We start from the raw sequence: 19,033 nt of genomic DNA on the forward strand, positions 1-19,033 counted from the left end.
CCAGACTGGAAACGTGGACTGGAGCAGGTACTGGCGGTCGTCCGACCGTCCGCTGGAGGCGATGCACGCGCATTTCGAGCGGCACGTCTACCACCGGCACAGCCACGAGACGTACTCGTTCGGCGTCACCGAGGACGGCTATCAGGCGTTCCGGTGCCGGGGCGACGCCCACACCAGCGCGGCCGGGATGGTCATCGCGTTCAACCCGGACGACCCGCACGACGGCCACGCCGCCGACGAGCTGGGCTTCACGTACCGGATCGTGCACATCGGGCCTGAGCTGGTGTCCGGCGTGCTGGCCGACATCGCGGACCGTCCGGCGGGGCTGCCGCTGTTCGGCTCCCCCGTCGTGGCCGATCCCGTCCTGGCGCGGAACCTGCGCGGCCTGCACGCGGCGCTGCTCGGCGGGGCGTCCGCGCTGCGGCGGGACGAGCTGCTCACCGCGACGGTCGGCGCGATGGTGCACCGGGCCGCCACGCGAAGAATGCGCGTGGCCGAGACGTCGGGCGCGGTGGAGCGGGCGCGTCGGCGGCTTCAGGACGCCTACCTGGACGACATCGGCGCCGACGAGCTGGCCGAGACGGCGGGATGCAGCCGGTTCGCGCTCTACCGGGGGTTCCGGCGCGTGTACGGGATGGCGCCGAGCGACTACCAGCGGCAGCTCCGGCTCCGCGCCGCGCGCCGCCTCCTGGCCCGGGGCGACGCGATCGGGGACGTGGCGGCGGCGACGGGTTTCGCGGACCAGAGCCATCTGACGCGCTGGTTCGTCCGCTGCTACGGCATGACGCCCGGCGGCTACCGCGGGGCGTGCACGAATTGAGAGAGAATGCCGCCCATGAGACGGGCGAGCGGAGCGATGTTCGGTCTGGCGTACGGGGATTCTCTGGGCGCGCCGACGGAATTCCTCACCATGAGCCAGATACGCAGGCGTTTCGGTGACCACGGGCCTACGCAGCTCAACGGCGACCCCGCGCTCGTCACCGACGACACGCAGATGGCGCTCGCGGTCGGCCTCGCCATGCTGGACGCCCTGGAAAACCCTCCGTTCACAGCGGATCTGATAACGCCGATGTGGCGTCGGCGTTTCATCGACTGGCTCAACAGTCCCGACAACAATCGGGCGCCCGGAAACACATGTCTGCGGGCGTGCAGGGGCCTGGCCGCCGGGAAGCCGTGGGTGGAGGCCACCGTGGCGGGCTCGAAGGGCTGCGGCGCGAACATGCGGGTCGCGCCGGTCGGGCTGGCGCCCGGCCTGTCGGACGAGACGCGCGCGGGCGCGTCCCAGCTCCAGGCGGCCCTCACCCACGGCCATCCGACCGGGCTGGCCGCCAGCGAGCTGACCGCGTTCGCCGTCCGGTGGCTGGCGGACGGGATGGACCCGTCCGACCTGCCCGGCGCGCTCCGCGCCCGGTGCCGCGACCAGCGCGCCGTTTACCACGAGCGGTGGCTCGGCGCCCTGTGGCAGCACCCCGGCATAGACGCCCCCGAGACGTTCATCGCCCGCGGCTGGGACGACTGCCTCGCACGCCTCGACGCGCTGGACGCGGCCCTCGCCCTCGGCGACCGCACGTCCGACCCCTGCGAGATCACCGGGGCGGGCTGGACGGCCGAGGAGGCCCTGGCGACCGGCCTGCTGTGCTTCCTGCTCTTCCCGGACGAGCCCGTCGAGGCGATCTGGCGCGGGGCGGCGAGCTCCGGCGACTCCGACTCGATCGCCTGCCTGGCGGGCGCCTTCGCGGGCGCGCACCTCGGGATGGACGCCTGGCCCGGCGAGTGGGCGGGCCGCATCGAGTACGCCGATCAGCTGACCGAGATCGGCGCGGCCTGGGACTGATCCTCGACTCCTTGACCTGCACGTAGCATTGAAGCTAATATTCTTAGCCATAGAGCTACATGAATGCGCAAGGAGTGCGTGATGAGCGAGCAGACCCGGTACCTCGACCTTCCCGGCGGACGGCTCGCCTATGACGACGAGGGCGACGGGCCGCTCGTCGTCTGCCTCCCGTCCATGCTCGACCTGCGGTCCCAGTTCAGGTTCCTCAAGCCGCTGCTGCTCGACGCCGGCCACCGCGTCGTGACCGTCGACCAGCGCGGCATGGGCGACACCAGCGCGGACTGGCCCGAGTACGGGAGCACGCCGCTGGCCCACGACCTGCTCGCGCTGCTGCGGCACCTGGACGCAGGGCCCGCCCTGATCTACGGCTGCTCGAACGGCGCCGCGGCCGGGGTGTGGGTCGCCGCGGAGGCGCCCGAGCTGATCAGGGGCCTGGTGCTGGCGGGCCCGTTCGTCCGGGACGGCAAGGCCGGGTTCTCGCAGAAGCTGACCGTGGCGCTCATGCGGGTCCCGGGGCTGGCGGTGCCGCTCTACATGTCGTACTACCCGAAGTGGGTGCCGACGCCGCCCGCGGACTTCGCCGAGCACAAGGCCAAGCTGAAGGCGAGCTTCAAGCGGCCGGGCCGCGCCAAGGTCATCGCCGACTACCTGGACATGTCGCACGCCGAGGCCGAGGCCCGGCTCGACCGGGTCTCCGCGCCGACACTGGTCATCATGGGGACGGCCGACATCGACTGGCCCGACCCGGTCGCGGAGGCCGAGTGGGTCAAGGACAGGCTGAACGGCGAACTCGTCCTGGTGGACGGCGCCGGGCACCAGCCGCACGTGGACTTCCCGGAGACGGTCGCCGACGCCGTCCTGACCTTCGAGCGCTCGCTGTAGGCCCGCGCGGGCGGGTCAGGACGCCGTCCAGCCCGTCCAGGCCTGGATGGTGACGACGATGACCGGCCCCTCGGGCGGACGCTCGCGGTACTGCGCGTACCGGTCGGCCAGGAGCCGGACGGGCTCGGCCATGCGCGCGGGATCCTCGACGATGTAGGCGTGGCCGTCCACCCGGACCCACCACAGGTTGTCCCAGTCGTCCTCGTAGTGGTCGGCCAGGAGAGCGACACGCGGGTTGGCGCGGATGTTGGCGAGCCGCCGCAGGTCCCTGGTGCTCTTCGGCTTGTGGTCGACGGCCGTGTAGACCGCGCCCCGGTGGACGGCGAACGCCACGGGGACGAGATGCGGCCGCGCGTCCTCCCCGACGGTCGCCAGCCGCACGACCGGGACCGTCGTCAGCAGCCGGCGCGCCTCGTCCGGCGAAAGCTTCGGCACCCCCTCAGCCTGCCACGGCCGCCTACGCGGGCGGGAGCTTTGGAGGAGCGAGGCCGCGCTCGACCACCTTCGCCAGTTCCTCCTCGGTCAGGACGCGCGGCTCGCCGATCGCCCTGGCCCGGACGTACACGCCGCAGAGCCATTCGAGGAGGCGCGCGTTCTCGAACGCCTCGTCCAGGTCGCGGCCGATCGCGACGCCGCCGTGGTTGGCCATCAGCGCGGCGCGCTTGCCTCCGGTCATGGCGGCGCGGACGTTGTCCGCCAGCTCGGGCGTCCCGTAGGTGGCGTACTCGGCGACCTTCACGACGCCGCCGAGCAGGAGGGTGTTGTAGTGGATCGGCGGCAGCTCCGTCATGGTCGTCGCGACGGCGACCGCGTAGGTGGAGTGGGTGTGCACGATCGCCGCCGCCTTGGTGGCCTCGTAGAGCGCGAGGTGCATCGGCGTCTCGGACGACGGCGCCCGCTCGCCCTCGGCCACCCCGCCCGACAGGGTGACGACCGGGCAGTCGGCGGGCTCGATCCGATCGAGCATCATCCCGCCCGGCGTGACCGCGACCAGATCGCCCGACCGGACGCTGACGTTGCCGGACGAGCCGATGACCAGACCGGTATCGGCCAGCCGCCGGCCGATCGCAGCCAGTTCGTCCCTTTCGTCCGACAACAACATGCGAACACCTTTCACGTTCCGGGGCCTCCACGGTTACGCTACGGCCCTGACGATCTTTAAGGGGTCTGGTCATGGCGGTTGTGACACTGGGCGCGCACATCCTGGACGTGCTCGCCCGGCCCGTGCCCGGCCTCGCCGCCGGGCAGGGCGCCGTCGTCGTCGACGAGATCAGGGCGACCGCCGCCGGCGCCGCGGCGGGCACCGCGGTGGCCCTCGCCAGGCTCGGCAACGACGTCGTCTCGGTCGGCGCGATCGGCGACGACGACCTCGGCGACCTGCTGGTCACGATCATGACCCGGAACGGGGTGGACGTGCGCGGGCTCGTCCGGCGGACCGCCGCGCAGACCGCCGCGTCGATCCTGCCGGTCCCGGCCGGAGGGCGCCGCGGGGACGGCGACGGCCCCGTCCTGCACGCCCCCGGCGCCAACCTGACGCTCACCGCCGGCGCGGTCGGCCCCGGCCTGCTCGGCGCGGCCAGCTTCGTGCACCTCGGCGGCCCGGACGTCACGTCGGGCCTCAACGACCCCGCGTTCTTCGCGATGCTCGCCGCCGCCCGCGAGACCGGCACCGTCGTGACGATGGACCCGCTGTCGGCCATGCCCGACCTCCTCGCCGGCGCAGCCGCGTTCCTCCCCCACGTCGACCATTTCCTGCCGGACGAGGAGCAGGCCGCGGCGATGACCGGCGAGGACGACCCCGAGAAGGCCGCCAGGACGCTGCTCGCCCAGGGCCCGGCGACGGTGGTCGTCACGCTCGGCGGCGACGGCAGCCTCGTCGCGACCGGCCCCGCCGACGCCCCCGCCGTCCACCGGCTGCCCGCCCTGCCCGTCGAGGTCGTCGACACGACCGGCTGCGGCGACGCCTACTGCGCCGGGTTCATCACCGGCCTCGCGCACGGGCGGGACGTCCTGGAATCGGCGCGCTGGGGCACCGCCGCCGCCGCGACCGTCGCGCAGGGGCTCGGCTCCGACGCCTGCCTCACCGGCCTGGACGACGTCCTCCGCATGCTGAACTGAGCTGGATTGTCAGATCTTCTGCTTCTCGTCCTGCCAGTACGGGTCGCGCAGGAGGCGCTTGTAGAGCTTGCCGGTCGGGGTCCTCGGCATCCGGTCCACGAAGTCGACCGAGCGCGGCGCCTTGTACCCGGCGAGCGAGGCGCGGACGTGCCCGATCAGCTCCGCCGCCAGCGCCTCGGACGGCTCCGCCCCGCCGTCGAGTTCGACCGCCGCCTTCACCTGCTCGCCGAACTCCTCGTCCGGGACGCCGAACACGGCCACGTCCCGGACGGCCGGATGGGTGATCAGCACGCCCTCGATCTCCGCCGGGTAGATGTTCACGCCGCCGCTGATGATCATGTCGATGGCGCGGTCGGACAGGAACAGGTAGCCGTCCTCGTCCAGATGGCCGACGTCGCCGGTGGTGAACAGGCCGTCGCCGCGGTGCATCGAGCGGGTCTTGTCCGCGTCGCCCCAGTACTCGACGTCGTCGCCGCTGGTGTAGCGGAAGTAGATCTGGCCGCGCTCCCCCGGCGCCGCGGGCTCGCCGTCGTCGCGCAGGACGTGCACCTCGGTCGTCGGCAGCGGGCGGCCGACGCTGCCGGGCCGCTCCAGCCATTCCGGCGCGGTGATGACGCTGTTCACCGCCGCCTCGGTCGAGCCGTAGTACTCGTGGACGATCGGCCCGAGCCAGTCGATCATCCGCCGCTTGACCTCGGGCGAGCAGGGCGCGGCGCCGTGCCAGACGACCCGCAGGCTGGACCCGTCGAACGCCGCGCGGGTCTCCCCGTCCAGGCGCAGCAGCCGGACGAACTGCGTCGGCACCAGATGGACGTTCGTCACGCGGTGCTCGTCGACGAGCCGCAGCGTCTCGGCCGGGTCGAAGCTCTGCCGCATCACCAGCGACCGCCCGACCAGCATGAACACGAACGACCACAGCCACTGCGCGGAGTGGTAGGCGGGGCCGACGAGCAGCGACCGCCCGTCCGCCGGGATCTTCAGGATGTCGGCGAACACGTCGCCGATCAGCGCGGCCGTCTCGATCGGCGCGCCCGCGTCCAGCAGCTTGCGGCTGACGCCCTTCGGCCGTCCGGTGGTGCCCGACGTGTAGAACATCGGGAAGCCCATCACCGGGTCGTCGATCTCCTCCTGCGCGCCCGTCGCGAGGAACTCCTCGTACGAGGTGAAGCCCGCTATGCCGTCACCGAAAGCGACGCGGGCCGCGAGGTCGAGCCCGTCGGACGCCGCCAGCGCGACGTCGCCGAACGCGTCCTCGGAGAACAGCGCCCGCGCGCCCGCGTCCTCCAGGACGTAGCGCAGCTCGTCGGCCGTCCAGTGCCAGTTGACCAGGACGTACCGCAGCCCGACGTGCCCGGCGGCGGCCATCAGCTCGAAGTACTCGCGCCGGTTGCCGGAGTGGAGCGCGATGACGTCGCGCGTGCCCAGGCCCAGCCCGCGCAGCGCGTTCGCGAGCCGGTCGGTCCTGGCGTCGAGGTCCCGCCAGGTCGTGCTTCCGCGTTCGTCGGTGATCGCCGGTTCTCCGGGCCTGGCTTCGGCGTGCGGACGGAGCAGTACGGCCATTCGGCCACCTCCTGGACGCGGGGAGTCCCTAGAACGTGACTCTAGAACGCGAGCACCCCGCTGACCAGGTCACACGGGAGACCGTCCCGACCGGTCGCCGGTCAGGACCGCGTCCGCCGCGCCCGCGAGCTGCTCCAGGCGGAACACCTCCGTCCGGTGGAACGGCGGCGCGCCCGTCCGGGCCACGACCAGCGCGAGCGTGCCCTTGGCGAGCGGGCACACCGCGAACTGCGTGCCGTCCGGCGCCGTGAAGGCACGCGGACGCAGCGGCAGCAGCTCGGGCAGATCCGCACCCGACTTGCCGCCGACACTCGCATGCGTCAGCACCGCGCCGCCCTCGGCCGTCAGCTCGGCGAGGCCCGCCCAGCCGGCGCTCAGGATGGCCGGGACGGCGTCCGCCAGGATCTCCGCCCCGCGCTCCGGGACGGCCGCGACCTGCCCGATCACGGCGGCGTCCGGGAACGCGCCCTGCGGCTCGGCCGTCGGCCAGACCCCGACGACCTCCACCCCCGGCACCGCGCCGAGCCCGTCGCCCAGCCGGCCGGTGTCCACGCCCGCGGGCCACGCGACCGTGAAGTCGTCCATCGCCCGGCCGTTGTCGCGCTCCAGCACCGCCATCTGCACGACGTCCGCGCCCGCGGCCCCCAGCGTGCGCGCGACCTGCCCCAGCGAGCCGGGACGGTCCGGCAGCCGGACGCGTATCCGCAGCAACATCGCCACCTCCAGTCTCCCCCTCCGCGGCCCCCAGCCTCCGCGAAACCCGTTTCCATGGTGTTACCCAGAAGTGACGACGCGGGAAAACGGCGCCGTGGCCGGTGCTGGAATGGCGGGCACGGGTCAAACTAGAGTCCAGTGAAGGTCACCAGCGGGCCTATCGCCTCATGTCGCCCACCATTAAGGTAACTGCACGTGTCGAGGGACGGGGAACCCCAAGTCAGCGCGGAATCCGGAACCGGGCCGGAAGCGGGGCCGGGGCCGGTCCCCGGCGCTCCGGGCGACCCGGACGGCGAGGCGTTCCGCGCCGGCGTCGCCGACGCCCTCACCGGGCTCGCCGCCCGCCTCGACCGCGAGCACGAGCGCGCCGCGCACCGCGAGGCCGTCATCGACCGGCTGCACGCGGAGAACCAGCGGCTCCGGCGCGGCGAGCTGCAGGCCATGCTGGAGCCGGTCCGCGCCGCGCTGTACCGGCTGCACGACCAGGCGCGCCGCGAGTCCGGCCGGCTCGCCGCGCCCGGCCTGACCGAGCCGCCCGACCCGCGCGAGACGGCGCTGCTGCTGGCGGCCGTGGCCGACGACGTCGCGGACGCGCTGGCGCGGCTCGGCGTGGAGCGGTTCACGGTGGAGCCGGGCGCGCCCTACGACGCGGCGCGGCACCGTCCGGTCGCGGTCACGCCCGTCGACGACCCGATGCGGGACGGCACCGTCACGGCCGCGGAGTCCGACGGGTTCGAGCAGAGCGGGAAGGTGCTGCGCAAGGCGGCGGTGCGCGTCGGGAAGCTCGCCACCAAGCACGACAAACCCGAAACGAAGTCGGAGACCGGGGCGAACGGGGCCGGACGCGCCGTCAAATCCGGCTCAAGTCACCGCAATGGCGCCGGGAACGGCGAGACGCTGACACCGGACACGCCGCAGACACCGGACACACAGACGACACCGGACACGCAGAAGGCACCGGACACGCAGAAGGCACCGGACACGCAGAAGGCACCGGACACGCAGAAGACCGATGGGTGAGAGGGACATGGCCGTCTACGGGATCGACCTGGGAACCACGTACTCCTGCATAGCCTCCATCGACGACGTGGGGCGCCCGGCGGTCCTGCGGAACCTGGAGGGCACCGACACCACCCCGTCCGTCGTGTACTTCGAGAGCGGCGAGAACGTCGTCGTCGGCGCCACCGCGAAGGACACCGCCGTCCTGGAGCCCGACAACGTCGTCAGCCTCATCAAGCGGGACATGGGCCGCGACGTGACCCGCCCCATCCACGGGATCGACTTCACGCCGGAGGAGCTGTCGGCGTTCATCCTGCTGAAGCTGGCGACGGACGCGCGCACCACGACCGGCGAGGAGACCCGCGACGTCGTCATCACCGTCCCGGCGTACTTCGGCGCGGCCGAGCGCGACGCGACCCGCAAGGCGGGCCGGATCGCCGGGCTGAACGTCATCGACATCGTGTCCGAGCCGATCGCCGCCGCGATCACCTACGGCGTCCTCAACCCCGAGCAGGACCGCACCATCCTGGTGTACGACCTCGGCGGCGGAACGTTCGACACCACCGTCATCGCGCTGCGCGGCGGGCACATCGAGGTGGTGTGCACCGACGGCGACCACGAGCTCGGCGGCGCCGACTGGGACGCGCGGCTCGTCGAGCACCTCGCGGAGCGGTTCCGCGCCGAGCACCCCGACGCCGGGGACCCCCTCGACGACAAGCAGACCGAGCAGCAGCTCCGCCGCGACGCCGAGGACGCCAAGAAGGCGCTCACCACCCGCACCGCGCACACCGTCCGCGTCATGCACGGCGGGCGGGTCGCGTCGGTCGAGGTGACGCGGGAGAAGCTGGAGGAGCTGACCAAGGACCTCCTCGACCGCACCGTCGAGATCACCGGCCGGACGCTGTCCACCGCCGCCGAGAAGGGCGTGGACGACTACGACGACCTCGTCCTCGTCGGCGGGTCCACGAAGATGCCGGTCGTCGCGGCGCGGCTCGCGACCGAGCTGGGCCTGCCGCCCCGCCTCCAGGACCCCGACCTCGCCGTCGCCAAGGGCGCCGCGCTGTACGCGTTCGAGGAGACGTACCGGCGGTTCGTCCGGGAGGGCGCCGCCGAGCAGGCGGAGGAGATGGCGAGCCGCGCGGGCCTGTCCGCCGAGCAGCAGAAGCAGATCGCCGGACGGCAGATCAAGACGGTCGCCTCGCACGCGTTCGGGATCGTGGTGGTCGACCGGGAGACCGGCGCGGAGAGCGTCGCGCACCTCGTGCACGCCAACGACGAGCTGCCCGCCGCGAAGACCGAGGACTTCTTCACCGTGTACGACGACCAGGCGTCCGCCGACATCCGGGTGATGGAGCAGGCGGGGGTCGTGGAATCCGGCGACCTGATCGACAACACCGAGATCGCGACCGGGGAGATCCGCGTCCCGCCGGGCAAGAAGGCGGGCTGGCCGATCGGCGTGACGTTCGCGCTCGACTCGTCCGGGCTGCTGAACGTCACGGCGGTGGAGAAGGAGACCGGGGACCGGCTGGAGCTGAAGGTGGACGTCGGCGGCATGTCCGAGGAGGAGGTCGAGCGCTCCCGGAAGGCCCTCTCCCGGGTCCAGGTGAGCTGAGCCGGGAGGCGCCCGTGGCGTTCGACGACGACTACCGGCGGGATGTGCTGGAGCCCGCCCGGGCAGCGGGCGACCAGCCTCCCGAGGACCTGCGCGTCCGGTACGTCCTGCCCGACCCCCTCACGGGGCCTGTGGTCGCGGCGCGGGTCAAGGAGGTCCGGCAGTGCTGGCGGCGGGCGCGCGGGCAGCTGAAGTACCGCAAGCTGATCGACCGGCTGGAGGCCGACCACCGCGAGCTGGCGCCGCTGTTCGCCGCCGCCGAGCGCGGCGACCTGCGCCCGCTGGACGCGCGGCTGCGCGGCGGGCGGGAGCGCACCGAGCGGCGCCGCGCCGAGGCCCGCGCCCGGCTCGCCGACGCGGCCGGGACGCTGAAGATGGCCACCCCCGCCGAGGTCGAGGGCATCGCCCGCACCGGCGGCGTGACCCGCGCCGAGCTGGAGCGGGCCGCCGCCGCCGACGGGATCGAGATCCGCGAGCCCGACGCGCTGCCGTCCGCCGCGCCCTACCCGGCCTACCGGAAGGTGCAGGAGTCCCTGGACGTCCTCGGCGCCCGGCACCTCGCCGACTTCGTGTTCGGCGCGCGGCTCACCGGCCCGATCCGGCCGCTGGACGGGTTCGCCGCGCCCGGCAGGAACCTCCGGCTCGACCAGGACGCCGTCGCGGCGGTCGCCGCCGAATGGGCGCGCCGCAGCCGCGACACCAGCACCACGCACGCCGACACGATCCTCGCCGCGCTCCGGTCGGACGCCCCGCTCCCCGAGCTGGTGCTGTACGACGTCGTGGACCGGCTCCGCGAGCGGCTGCGGCAGCGGGCGTCCGAGCGGGCCCTGCTGCGCTACGCCACGGACGATCTCGGCGTCGACCGGGGCGACGCCCGCCGCATGGTGTTCGCCGTCGTCCGCGAGACGGGCCCGGGCGGCGGCCTCGCCGGACGCCTCCGCGCGCTGCTCGACGCGGGCGAGGTGTTCGCGGCGGCGGAGCTGGCGGACGCCGCGAACGTCCCGCCCGCCTCCGGCGGCGAGCCGTCCGAGGAGGAGGTCCTCGCCGCCGAGGCCCGGCACCGGCTCGACACGGCGCTGCGCCTCCGCGAGACCGCCGCCGCCGAACCCGACCCGGACCGCGCCCACCGCCTCCTCGACGACGCCCTCCGCCTCGTCCGCGACCTCCCCGGCGCGGCCGCCCAGCGGCACCGGCTGCCGCCGCGTCCCGTCCCGTCAGTGCGCGCGGACGTGGACGCGGGCGCCGTCCGGCTCTCGTGGGAGCCGTCGCCGTCGACGGCCGGCGAGATCGAATACCAGGTCGTCCGGCAGGTGGGCCGGGCCCCGCGGGACGTGCGGGACGGCGCCGGGATCACCGGGGTCCTGGACGAGCGCCCGCCCGTCAACGAGCAGGTGTTCTACGCGGTGTTCGCGCTGCGCGGGGACGCCGTCGCCGCGCCGGCGGTGGCGGGGCCGGTGGTCGTGCGGCCCGAGCCGGGCGAGGTCGCGCTGCTCGCCGGGGACGGGCAGGTCACCGGGCGGTGGCGGTGCCCGGCGGAGGCGGCGCGGGTCGTCGTCGTCCGGGACGGGGCGGCCGTCCCGGCGGGGCGCGACGGGTTCCGCGAACGCGTGCCCAACGGCCGGACGCACCACTACCGGATCGCCGCCGTCTACCTCGACCCGTCCGGACGGGAGGTCGTGACGGACGGGGTGCGCGCGTCGGTCACGCCGAGCGCGGCGCCCGAGCCGGTGTTCGAGCTGGCCGCCGAGACCGACCCGTCCGATCCGGGGCTGCTCACGGTCCGGTTCGACCCGCCGGGGAGCGGGACGGTCGAGCTGGTGCTGGCGGAGGGGCCGCCGCCGTGGCCGCGCAGCGCGCTCGTCCCGCTGGAGGAGGTGCGGCGGGAGACGCGGCGGCTGGCGTGCACGCCGGTGCCGGGCGGGCTGTCGGTGCGGCCGGGCGCGAGCGGGTGGCTGCTCGCGGTGTCGGTGGCGGAGGGCGGCGCCGCGATCGGCGCGTACCACCGGCACGTGAATCTGCCGCCGCCGCGCCGCCTGGTCGCGGAGCGGCGCGGCGACCACGTGCACGTCGGGTTCGACTGGCCGCCGGACGTCGCCGAGGTCGACGTCGTCTACCGGATCGGGCGGGACGCGCTGCAGATCTCCGATCCGCCGTCGGCGGAGACCGTGACCCGCGCCGCCTACGACACGCAGGGCGGGATCCGGCTGCCCGTCCCCGAGGACGAGCCCGTCGAACTGTCGGTCGCGGCGGCCGGGACCGTCGGCGGCTCGCGGGTGACGGGAACGCCGGTGACCGCTGCGGTCGCGGCGCGCGCGATCGTCCGGTACGACGTGCTGCGGTCGGGCCCGCCGTGGCGGCGGTCGCTGACGATAAGGCTGACGTCGTCGCGGCCGCTGCGGGTGGCGCGGCTGTCACTGGTGCTGCGCACCGGCCGGGTCATGCCGCACCGGGCCGCCGACGGCGAGACGCTCGGCGCGTGGGAGCAGGTGCCGGTGCCCGGTGAGCTGTCGCTGGCCGTGCCGGACGCGTCCGGGCCGTACTGGCTGCGCTGCTTCGCCGACGACGACGTCGTCGAGCTGAGCGATCCCCCCGTCCGCCGGCTTCAGGTCACGAGATGACCAGGCCGCTCGCCCGCGTGGGCATCCCGGGAGTGCCGTCCAGGCAGCGCGCTCCCAAGAACGGCGTCACGTGCCCGTACTGTTTCGAGTCGGTCGCGCCGCAGCGGATCCTGTTCCGGTGCCGGGGGCAGGCGGGGCGGCGGCAGGGCTGCGCGCCCGTCCTGGACGAGGCGCTCGCCAAGTACACGGGGTCGACGGCGGGCGCGTCGCTGCCGCCCGTCTTCTCGGCGTCCGGGCGCAAGGGGCGCGCCGAATGCCCCGAGTGCGGGCTCGCGACCGGCAACCGGGCCTGCCCTGAATGCCACAACCCGCTGCCGTCCGCGTACTGCGACTCCCCCGGCCGGATCGTCGCGCTGGTCGGCGCGAAGAACGCGGGCAAGAGCACCTACATCGCCGTGCTGCTGCACGAGCTGATGAACCGGGTCGGGACGGAGCTGGACGCGTCGCTCGTGGCCTGCGACGACCGCACGATCGAGCGGTACAAGCGCGACTTCGCGCGCCCGCTGCTGGAGGAGCGGCGGCTGCTGCCGACGACGGCCAGCGCGGCGACCGGCCCCCGCGAACCGCTCGTGTACCTGCTCACCCGGACGCGCCGGGGGCGTTTCGCGCGGCCGCGCAACGACTCGCTCGCGCTCGTGCTGTTCGATACCGCGGGCGAGGACCTGCGCAGCCGCGAGGTCACCGACCTGCACCTGCGGTACCTGGAGGCGGCGGACGCGATCGTCTTCCTGGTCGACCCGCTGGAGCTGCCCGGCGCGCGGACGGGCGTGCGCGACGCCGTGGCCGCGCCGCGCGGCGCCGGGGACGACCCCGACAGCGAGCCGCTGAACGTCATCGCCCGCGTCACCGACGCCCTGCGGCAGCGGCACGGCACCCGTCCGGGCGAGCCGCTGCCCGTCCCGGTCGCGGTCGCGCTCACCAAGATCGACGTGCTGCGGCCGGGGCTGCTGCGGCAGTCGGCGCTGCACCGGTCCCGGTCGGGGTCGGGCGTCCTCGACCTGGACGACAGGGACGCGGTGAACGAGCAGGTCCGGGCCCTGCTGCACGACTGGCAGGCGGGGCAGCTCGACACCTACCTCGGGCAGCAGTACGCCGACCACGCGCTGTTCGGGTTGTCGGCGCTCGGCGGCGTCCCCGACGCCGGCCGGGTCGGGGCGGGCGGGGTCCGGCCGTACCGGGCCGAGGATCCGCTGCTGTGGCTGCTGTACCGGTTCGGGATGCTCGACGGCGTCCGCCCCGGAGGTGGTTAGGCGTGGCCTGGCAGTTGCATTACACCTCCGCGCGGCGCGGGCCCACCGGCCGGGCCGGGTTCCAGTTCGTCGCGGAGACTCCGGGCCTGCCGCACGGGGTGCGGGCGGGAGTGACGCCGTACCTGTCGTACCGTCCGCCGCCCGACGCGCCGCTGTCGCCGGACGACACCGAGCTGGGCGAGTTCCCCGTGTCGCTGCTGTACGACCAGGTGGACGGGCGCCCGCTGCTGCTGCGCTGCCGCTACCTGGGCCGCGACTACTCGGGCCGCTACGGCAACTTCTTCGCGCACGCCGTCGTGGCCGAGCCGGACGAGCTGGAGGGCCTGCGTCCCGCCGAACTGTGGCACGCCCCGCACTGGACGCACGATCCCGCGCCGGAGACCGTCCTCGACCGGCTGGACGAGCTGACCCCCGGCGCGGCGCTCGACCCCGAGGCGCTCGCCGCGTGGCTCGCGGTGTCCGGGCCCGGCGACCCGTACGCGCTGCTCGGCCATCTGGTCGACGCCGTCGCGGACGTCCTGGGCCGGGGCCACGGCCGGGTCGTCCTGGTCTCCGGCGACGTGGAGCTGATCGCGCGCTGGATCGCGGTCGTGTCGTACTCGCTGCCGGTCGCGGCGGCGGCGCGGCTCTCGTTCGTCACCTACACCGCCGACCCGGACGGCGCGGCCCAGCGCCTGGTCGGCACGACCCCCGCGATCTGGGCGGCCGCGCAGCACCACGCCTCGCACGCGTCCGCGTTCGACCTCCGCGACAACGGTCCGGACGGGCTGGCGAGCCGTTTCGCGCGGACGGTCGCCGGCTGCTGGCGCGACTCCGACTTCGGCGGCCTGGACGCGCTCGGCGAGCTGGCCCCGCTGAACGACCCCGCGCAGGAGGGCGCCGCCGCGCTGCTGGCCCTGTGCCGGGGGGACGCGACCGTCACGGCGGACGAGGAGGCCGCGGCGGCGGAGCTGATGTCGCGGCGCGGCTCCAGGATTCCCGAGTGGGTGTGGCGCGACCTGGTGCCCGGCGTGCCGTCCATGGGGCTGGATCTGGCGCTCGCCGTCCATGAGCGGGCGCGTGCGGCGGGCGCCGTCGAGGTCGCGCGGCAGTGCTCGCTCCGCGTCACCGAGCGGGTCCTGGACGCGCTGGCGGAGGCGTCCGATCTGACGGCCGTGGTGGCGGCGGCCGGGGTGGCCGAGCGCGCGGGGGTGCCCCTCGAACCCGCCGAGATCAAGGCGTCTGCGGCCAGCTGCGCGCGGGGCGGAGCCGTTGACCTGGGCAAGGCGCTCTCCGGCTGCCCCGCCGCGCTCCGCGGCGCCCTGCTGGACGGCGTCATCTCCGGCCTGGCCGAAGCCGACGAACCGGCACGGGCGGCGGCCCTCACGTCCGGGAACTGCGATCTCCTCCACAAGCACGCCGAACGGCTGCGCGCCGCGCCCGCCGTCGCGTGCGCCGTGCTGGCGTCGGTCGGACGGAGAAGCCCCGGACGCAGGATCGCGGTCACCGGCGAGCTGCTCCGGATCGACGGCGACGACTTCGGCGCCGCCGGCGTCGACGCGGCGCTGCGCGAGGTCTGGGGGACGCCTCCGTCCGCCGGCGAATGCGCCGATCTGCTGGACGCGCACGGGAAGGCGGTGGCGGAGCGTCCCGCGCTGGCCGGGCTGCCGTCCCGGACGTTCACGCGGCTCGCGTTCCCCGGCGGCGAGCGCCTCGCCGACCCGGCGGCGCTGCGGCTCGCGGAACGGGTCCGCGAGCTGATGCCGGACGGGCGGTCCGGGCGCGACGCGGCGCTCGTCCAGGCGTACGGGAAGGCGATCACCGCGGGCCCGTCCCGCGCCGCGCAGGCGCTGGGCGAGATCACGGCCGCGGAGGGAGCGACGTCGCAGCTCGCCGGGGAGGCGTTCGTCGGGGCCGCGCGGCGGCTGACCCGCCGCCCACCCGCGTTCCGGGCGGAGCTGCTGGCCGAGCTGCCCGACGCCGCCCGCGCCCGGCTCGGCGCGCAGTGGACCGCCGAGCTGCCCGCACGCGCCCGCGCCGGCCGCGCCCCGCTGCGCGGCGCCGAGATCGAGCAGCGCAACGAGCTGGTCGAGGTCGTGCTGCGGCTGAAGGCGCGCGGACGCGCCGAACCGGCCCTGGAGGCGTGGGCGCGGGCCGCCGCCGGACGCTGGCTCGCGGCGAAGCAGCTCGACTCGCACCTGGCGCGCAGCCCCGAGCTCCGCGCCGTCCTGCGGGACCTCCTCGCCGAGGACGAATCCGTCCGCAGAGGGAGGTGAACCCGTGCATCCCATTCTCGTGCTGCTGCTGATCGCCGTGTGGGGCGCCGCGATGTGGCTCGGGTTCATGTACGTGTTCCCCGTGCTGTTCGCCGGGACGCTCGTCGTCGCCGGGGTCGCCGCGCTGGGCCTGTACTACCTGCACGCGTGCCGGACGCTCGCGCCGTCCACCCTCGAAGGGCCGTCGCCGGTCGCCGAGCCGAAAATCTCCTACCGGCACTACCTGCTCGGCCAGGTGTGGCGCGACTGGTGGACGATCAGCCGCACCGTCGTCCCGCAGGTGTATCGGACGGCCAGGGGCGTCATCGTCCAGCTCACCCGGGTCCTGCTCGGCGGGCTCTGGGGGTTCTTCGTCTTCCCGATCTGGCTGGCGCTGTGCGCGGGCATCGTCGCCGCGGCCGTTCCGGCGTCCGGGTTCGTGCTCGCGCTGACCGTCCTGTACGGGGTCGTCGCCGCGGCCGGGCTCGCGGTGTGGCTGGTGTGCGTGCTCGTCCTCGCCGTCGTGGAGCGCGTGTTCATGACGTACGGGCGGATCCTGCAGACCTGCCCGCACCCGTTCTGCTACGAGCGGATCGGCCTGCCGGAGTACGAATGCCCGGGATGCGGCGCGCGGCACCGGCATCTCGCGCCGGGCTCGGGCGGAGCGTTCCGGCACGTGTGCCGCTGCGGGGCGCGGCTGCCCACGACCGTGCCGCTCGGACGGTTCCGCCTGGCCGCGTACTGCCCGCACTGCGGCGGACGGCTGCCCGAGCGGATCGGGCGCGTCCGCGTCGAACCGCTGCCGTTCGTCGGCGGCCCGGCCGCGGGCAAGACGACGTTCATGGTCCTCGGCATCCGGGCCCTGCACGCACGAGCGCGCGCCGTCCACGGGCGGCTCGCGTTCGTCGAGCAGAGGCACGCGCAGGCGTACGCGGGCGCGATCCACGAATTCCAGCGCGGCGGACGTCTCGCCAAGACCGGCCCGGAGCTGCCCCTGGCCACCATGGTCGACATCGAGCTGCCGGGACGCGCGCGCCGCATCCTCTACCTGTTCGACCCCGCCGGCGAGCACTACACGGGCGCCACCGAAGTCGAGTCGCTGCGCTACCTCGACCACAGCGAGGCGCTGCTGTTCGTGGTAGACCCGTTCGCCCTCCCCCAGCTCCGCAGGGCCCTGACCGGGGACGAGCGGGAGTTCGTCGACGACGCCGCCGTGTCGTCGGAGGAGGATCCCGCCGACACCCTGCAGCGGGTGCTGAACGAGCTGCGCTCGCGTCCCGACCAGGGGCGGCAGAAGCGCGTCGCCGTCATCGTCACCAAGACCGACCTGCTGGCCCGCACGGAGATCGGCCGCTGCCTCGCCGGGGACGCCGACCTGCGCGAATGGCTCGGACGCGTCGGGCTCGGCAACACCGTCCGGACGCTCGACCAGGTCGCCGGGCAGGTGCGGTACTTCGCGTCGGGCCTGGCGACCGAGCCCGCGGATGTCGCCGACCTGCTCGGCTGGGTGACCGGGCTGGCCGCCTCGCCGAACGGCGACCACCCGCCCGCCGACGCCGCACCCGGCGACCCGTCGCCGGAGCTTCCCGGGACGGCCCCGCTGCGCGCCCCGTGGCCCGTGCGCGGGCGCGGCTCGGCCCGCGTCCCCGTCGGCTACACGGTCGGACGCTGGGCGGTCCTGTGCGGCCTGTCCGTCCTCACCGCGGGCACCCTGACGGGCGCGGTCGTGGCCGCCGCCGAACGCCTCCCGTTCTAGGCCGCCTCCAGGCCGCCCCGGCCGAATGTGACATACCCCACTCCCTGACGCGGAAGATAACGGACCGTCATCTGATTTAAAGGGATCGGTACCCCCACGTACGGAGCCCCCATGACCCAGACGGCCGGATCGGCAGCCGAGACCTCGCAGGCCCGTCCGGCCGACCGGCGGCTCTGGCTGATCATGGTGCTCGGGGCGCTGACCGCCCTCGCGCCGCTGTCGATCGACATGTACCTGCCGGCCCTGCCGACGCTCGCCGAGGACCTGTCGACGGAGGCGATGCAGACGCAGCTCACGCTGACGGCCTGCATCGTCGGGCTCGCCGTGGGGCAGGCCGTCGCGGGGCCGCTCAGCGACGCGTTCGGACGCCGCCGCCCGCTCCTGATCGGGCTCGCCGCGTACGCCGTCGCGTCGCTGCTCTGCGCGGCCGCGCCGACCGTGGAGGCGCTCATCGCGCTGCGGCTGGTGCAGGGCGCCGCCGGGGCCGCCGGGATCGTGATCGCGCGCGCGATCGTCCAGGACCTGTACGACGGCGTCGCCGCCGCCAAGTTCTTCGCGCTGCTGATGCTGGTGAACGGGGCGGCGCCGATCCTCGCGCCCGTCTTCGGCGGGCAGCTGCTGCGGATCGTGCCGTGGCCGGGCGTGTTCGCCGTCCTCGCGGGGATCGGCGTGGCGCTGTTCCTCGGCTCGCTGCTCGGGCTCAAGGAGACGCTCCCGCCGGGAAGCCGCGAGACGGGCGGGCTGCGGGCCACGGCGGCGACGTTCCGCACGCTCGCGGCCGACCGGTCGTTCGTCGGATACGGGCTGGCGAGCGGCCTGGGGTTCGCCGCCCTGTTCACCTACATCTCCGGGTCGCCGTTCGTGCTGCAGGGCGTCTACGACCTGTCGCCGCAGGCGTTCAGCCTCGTGTTCGGCGTGAACTCCATCGGGATCGTGGCCGCGGGCCAGGTCAGCGGCATGCTCGCCGGACGGGTCGCGCTGCGGAGGCTGCTCGCCGCCGGGCTCGCCATCGTCGTCGCCGGCGGGATCGTGCTGGTCGTCGCGGTGCTCGCCGGCGGCGGCCTGCCCGGGGTGCTGGCGGGGCTGTTCCTGCTCGCCTGCGGGGAGGGCCTCATCGGGCCGAACGCGACCGCGCTGGCCCTGTCGGGACGCGCGCCGCACGTCGCCGGGAGCGCCTCGGCGCTGCTCGGCGTGTCGCAGTTCGCGCTGGGCGGCGCCGCCGCGCCGCTGGCCGGCATCGCCGGGACGGACACCGCCGTCCCGATGGCCGTGTCGATCGCGGCGCTGGGCCTGCTCGCCGCGGCCGTCACCGCGGCCGTCACCCGCCCGTCCCCCGCCCCTCCGACCGCCTCCGCCCCGGCCGTCCCCGACTAATCCCCAGGAATCGGGAATTATTAGGGGAAAGCTCAGGAGGGCCGAAGGCCGCAGCGAAGCGAGGATCTTCGGGCCGAGACCC

At 74.5% G+C, this 19,033-nt stretch carries 15 protein-coding genes; 11 read left to right on the forward strand and 4 right to left on the reverse strand.

Features of this window, described 5'->3' with window-relative positions; translation table 11 throughout:
- Positions 1 to 13: 13 nt before the first annotated feature.
- The 3 genes from ACH35V_RS31535 to ACH35V_RS31545 all read left to right on the forward strand — a co-directional run bounded on the left by ACH35V_RS31535 (position 14) and on the right by ACH35V_RS31545 (position 2,716).
- Positions 14 to 820 carry an AraC family transcriptional regulator gene (locus ACH35V_RS31535; RefSeq protein ID WP_395977961.1) on the forward strand — a complete coding sequence of 269 codons (807 nt, stop codon included), beginning with the start codon at positions 14 to 16 and terminating at the stop codon, positions 818 to 820.
- A gap of 15 nt (positions 821 to 835) precedes the next feature.
- Entirely contained in the window at positions 836 to 1,834 is a 999-nt protein-coding gene (locus tag ACH35V_RS31540) for an ADP-ribosylglycohydrolase family protein (RefSeq protein ID WP_395977963.1), read from the forward strand.
- A gap of 81 nt (positions 1,835 to 1,915) precedes the next feature.
- Positions 1,916 to 2,716, forward strand: a complete 801-nt coding sequence (locus ACH35V_RS31545) for an alpha/beta fold hydrolase (protein WP_395977965.1) — start codon at positions 1,916 to 1,918, stop codon at positions 2,714 to 2,716.
- 15 nt (positions 2,717 to 2,731) lie between these two features.
- Here the strand turns inward: ACH35V_RS31545 and ACH35V_RS31550 are convergent, their stop codons facing one another.
- Together ACH35V_RS31550 and ACH35V_RS31555 are read right to left on the reverse strand one after the other, a co-directional pair.
- Positions 2,732 to 3,151, reverse strand: a complete 420-nt coding sequence (locus tag ACH35V_RS31550; protein ID WP_395977967.1) for a TIGR03668 family PPOX class F420-dependent oxidoreductase — start codon at positions 3,149 to 3,151, stop codon at positions 2,732 to 2,734.
- A gap of 22 nt (positions 3,152 to 3,173) precedes the next feature.
- On the reverse strand, positions 3,174 to 3,818 hold the full coding sequence (locus ACH35V_RS31555) for a class II aldolase/adducin family protein (protein WP_395977969.1): 645 nt from the start codon (positions 3,816 to 3,818) through the stop codon (positions 3,174 to 3,176).
- Positions 3,819 to 3,889: 71 nt separating this feature from the next.
- On the opposite strand from ACH35V_RS31555, the gene ACH35V_RS31560 reads away from it, so the two are divergent.
- Positions 3,890 to 4,834 carry a carbohydrate kinase family protein gene (locus ACH35V_RS31560; RefSeq protein ID WP_395977971.1) on the forward strand — a complete coding sequence of 315 codons (945 nt, stop codon included), beginning with the start codon at positions 3,890 to 3,892 and terminating at the stop codon, positions 4,832 to 4,834.
- Positions 4,835 to 4,843: 9 nt separating this feature from the next.
- Here ACH35V_RS31560 and ACH35V_RS31565 read toward each other — a convergent pair whose 3' ends face one another.
- Complete coding sequence (locus ACH35V_RS31565; protein ID WP_395977973.1) at positions 4,844 to 6,394, reverse strand: AMP-binding protein; 1,551 nt, start codon at positions 6,392 to 6,394, stop codon at positions 4,844 to 4,846.
- A 69-nt stretch (positions 6,395 to 6,463) separates the two neighbouring features.
- On the reverse strand, positions 6,464 to 7,108 hold the full coding sequence (locus tag ACH35V_RS31570) for an ACT domain-containing protein (protein ID WP_395978282.1): 645 nt from the start codon (positions 7,106 to 7,108) through the stop codon (positions 6,464 to 6,466).
- Positions 7,109 to 7,303: 195 nt separating this feature from the next.
- On the opposite strand from ACH35V_RS31570, the gene grpE reads away from it, so the two are divergent.
- The 7 genes from grpE to ACH35V_RS31605 all read left to right on the forward strand — a co-directional run bounded on the left by grpE (position 7,304) and on the right by ACH35V_RS31605 (position 18,951).
- Positions 7,304 to 8,128, forward strand: coding sequence for a nucleotide exchange factor GrpE (gene grpE, locus ACH35V_RS31575; RefSeq protein WP_395977975.1), 825 nt, complete (start codon positions 7,304 to 7,306; stop codon positions 8,126 to 8,128).
- Complete coding sequence (locus tag ACH35V_RS31580; protein ID WP_395977977.1) at positions 8,121 to 9,719, forward strand: Hsp70 family protein; 1,599 nt, start codon at positions 8,121 to 8,123, stop codon at positions 9,717 to 9,719. The genes grpE and ACH35V_RS31580 overlap by 8 nt, the downstream gene beginning before the upstream one ends.
- A gap of 14 nt (positions 9,720 to 9,733) precedes the next feature.
- Positions 9,734 to 12,337, forward strand: coding sequence for a hypothetical protein (locus ACH35V_RS31585; RefSeq protein WP_395977979.1), 2,604 nt, complete (start codon positions 9,734 to 9,736; stop codon positions 12,335 to 12,337).
- Complete coding sequence (locus ACH35V_RS31590; protein ID WP_395977981.1) at positions 12,334 to 13,587, forward strand: hypothetical protein; 1,254 nt, start codon at positions 12,334 to 12,336, stop codon at positions 13,585 to 13,587. Before ACH35V_RS31585 ends, ACH35V_RS31590 begins: the two co-directional genes overlap by 4 nt.
- Positions 13,588 to 13,589: 2 nt before the next feature.
- Entirely contained in the window at positions 13,590 to 15,842 is a 2,253-nt protein-coding gene (locus tag ACH35V_RS31595; protein ID WP_395977983.1) for a hypothetical protein, read from the forward strand.
- A 4-nt stretch (positions 15,843 to 15,846) separates the two neighbouring features.
- Positions 15,847 to 17,577 carry a hypothetical protein gene (locus tag ACH35V_RS31600; RefSeq protein WP_395977985.1) on the forward strand — a complete coding sequence of 577 codons (1,731 nt, stop codon included), beginning with the start codon at positions 15,847 to 15,849 and terminating at the stop codon, positions 17,575 to 17,577.
- Positions 17,578 to 17,688: 111 nt separating this feature from the next.
- Entirely contained in the window at positions 17,689 to 18,951 is a 1,263-nt protein-coding gene (locus tag ACH35V_RS31605) for a multidrug effflux MFS transporter (protein WP_395977987.1), read from the forward strand.
- Positions 18,952 to 19,033: the final 82 nt, after the last annotated feature.

It is taken from the genome of Actinomadura sp. 1N219 (genome assembly GCF_044326405.1).
In the GTDB taxonomy this organism is placed as follows: Bacteria; Actinomycetota; Actinomycetes; order Streptosporangiales; family Streptosporangiaceae; genus Spirillospora.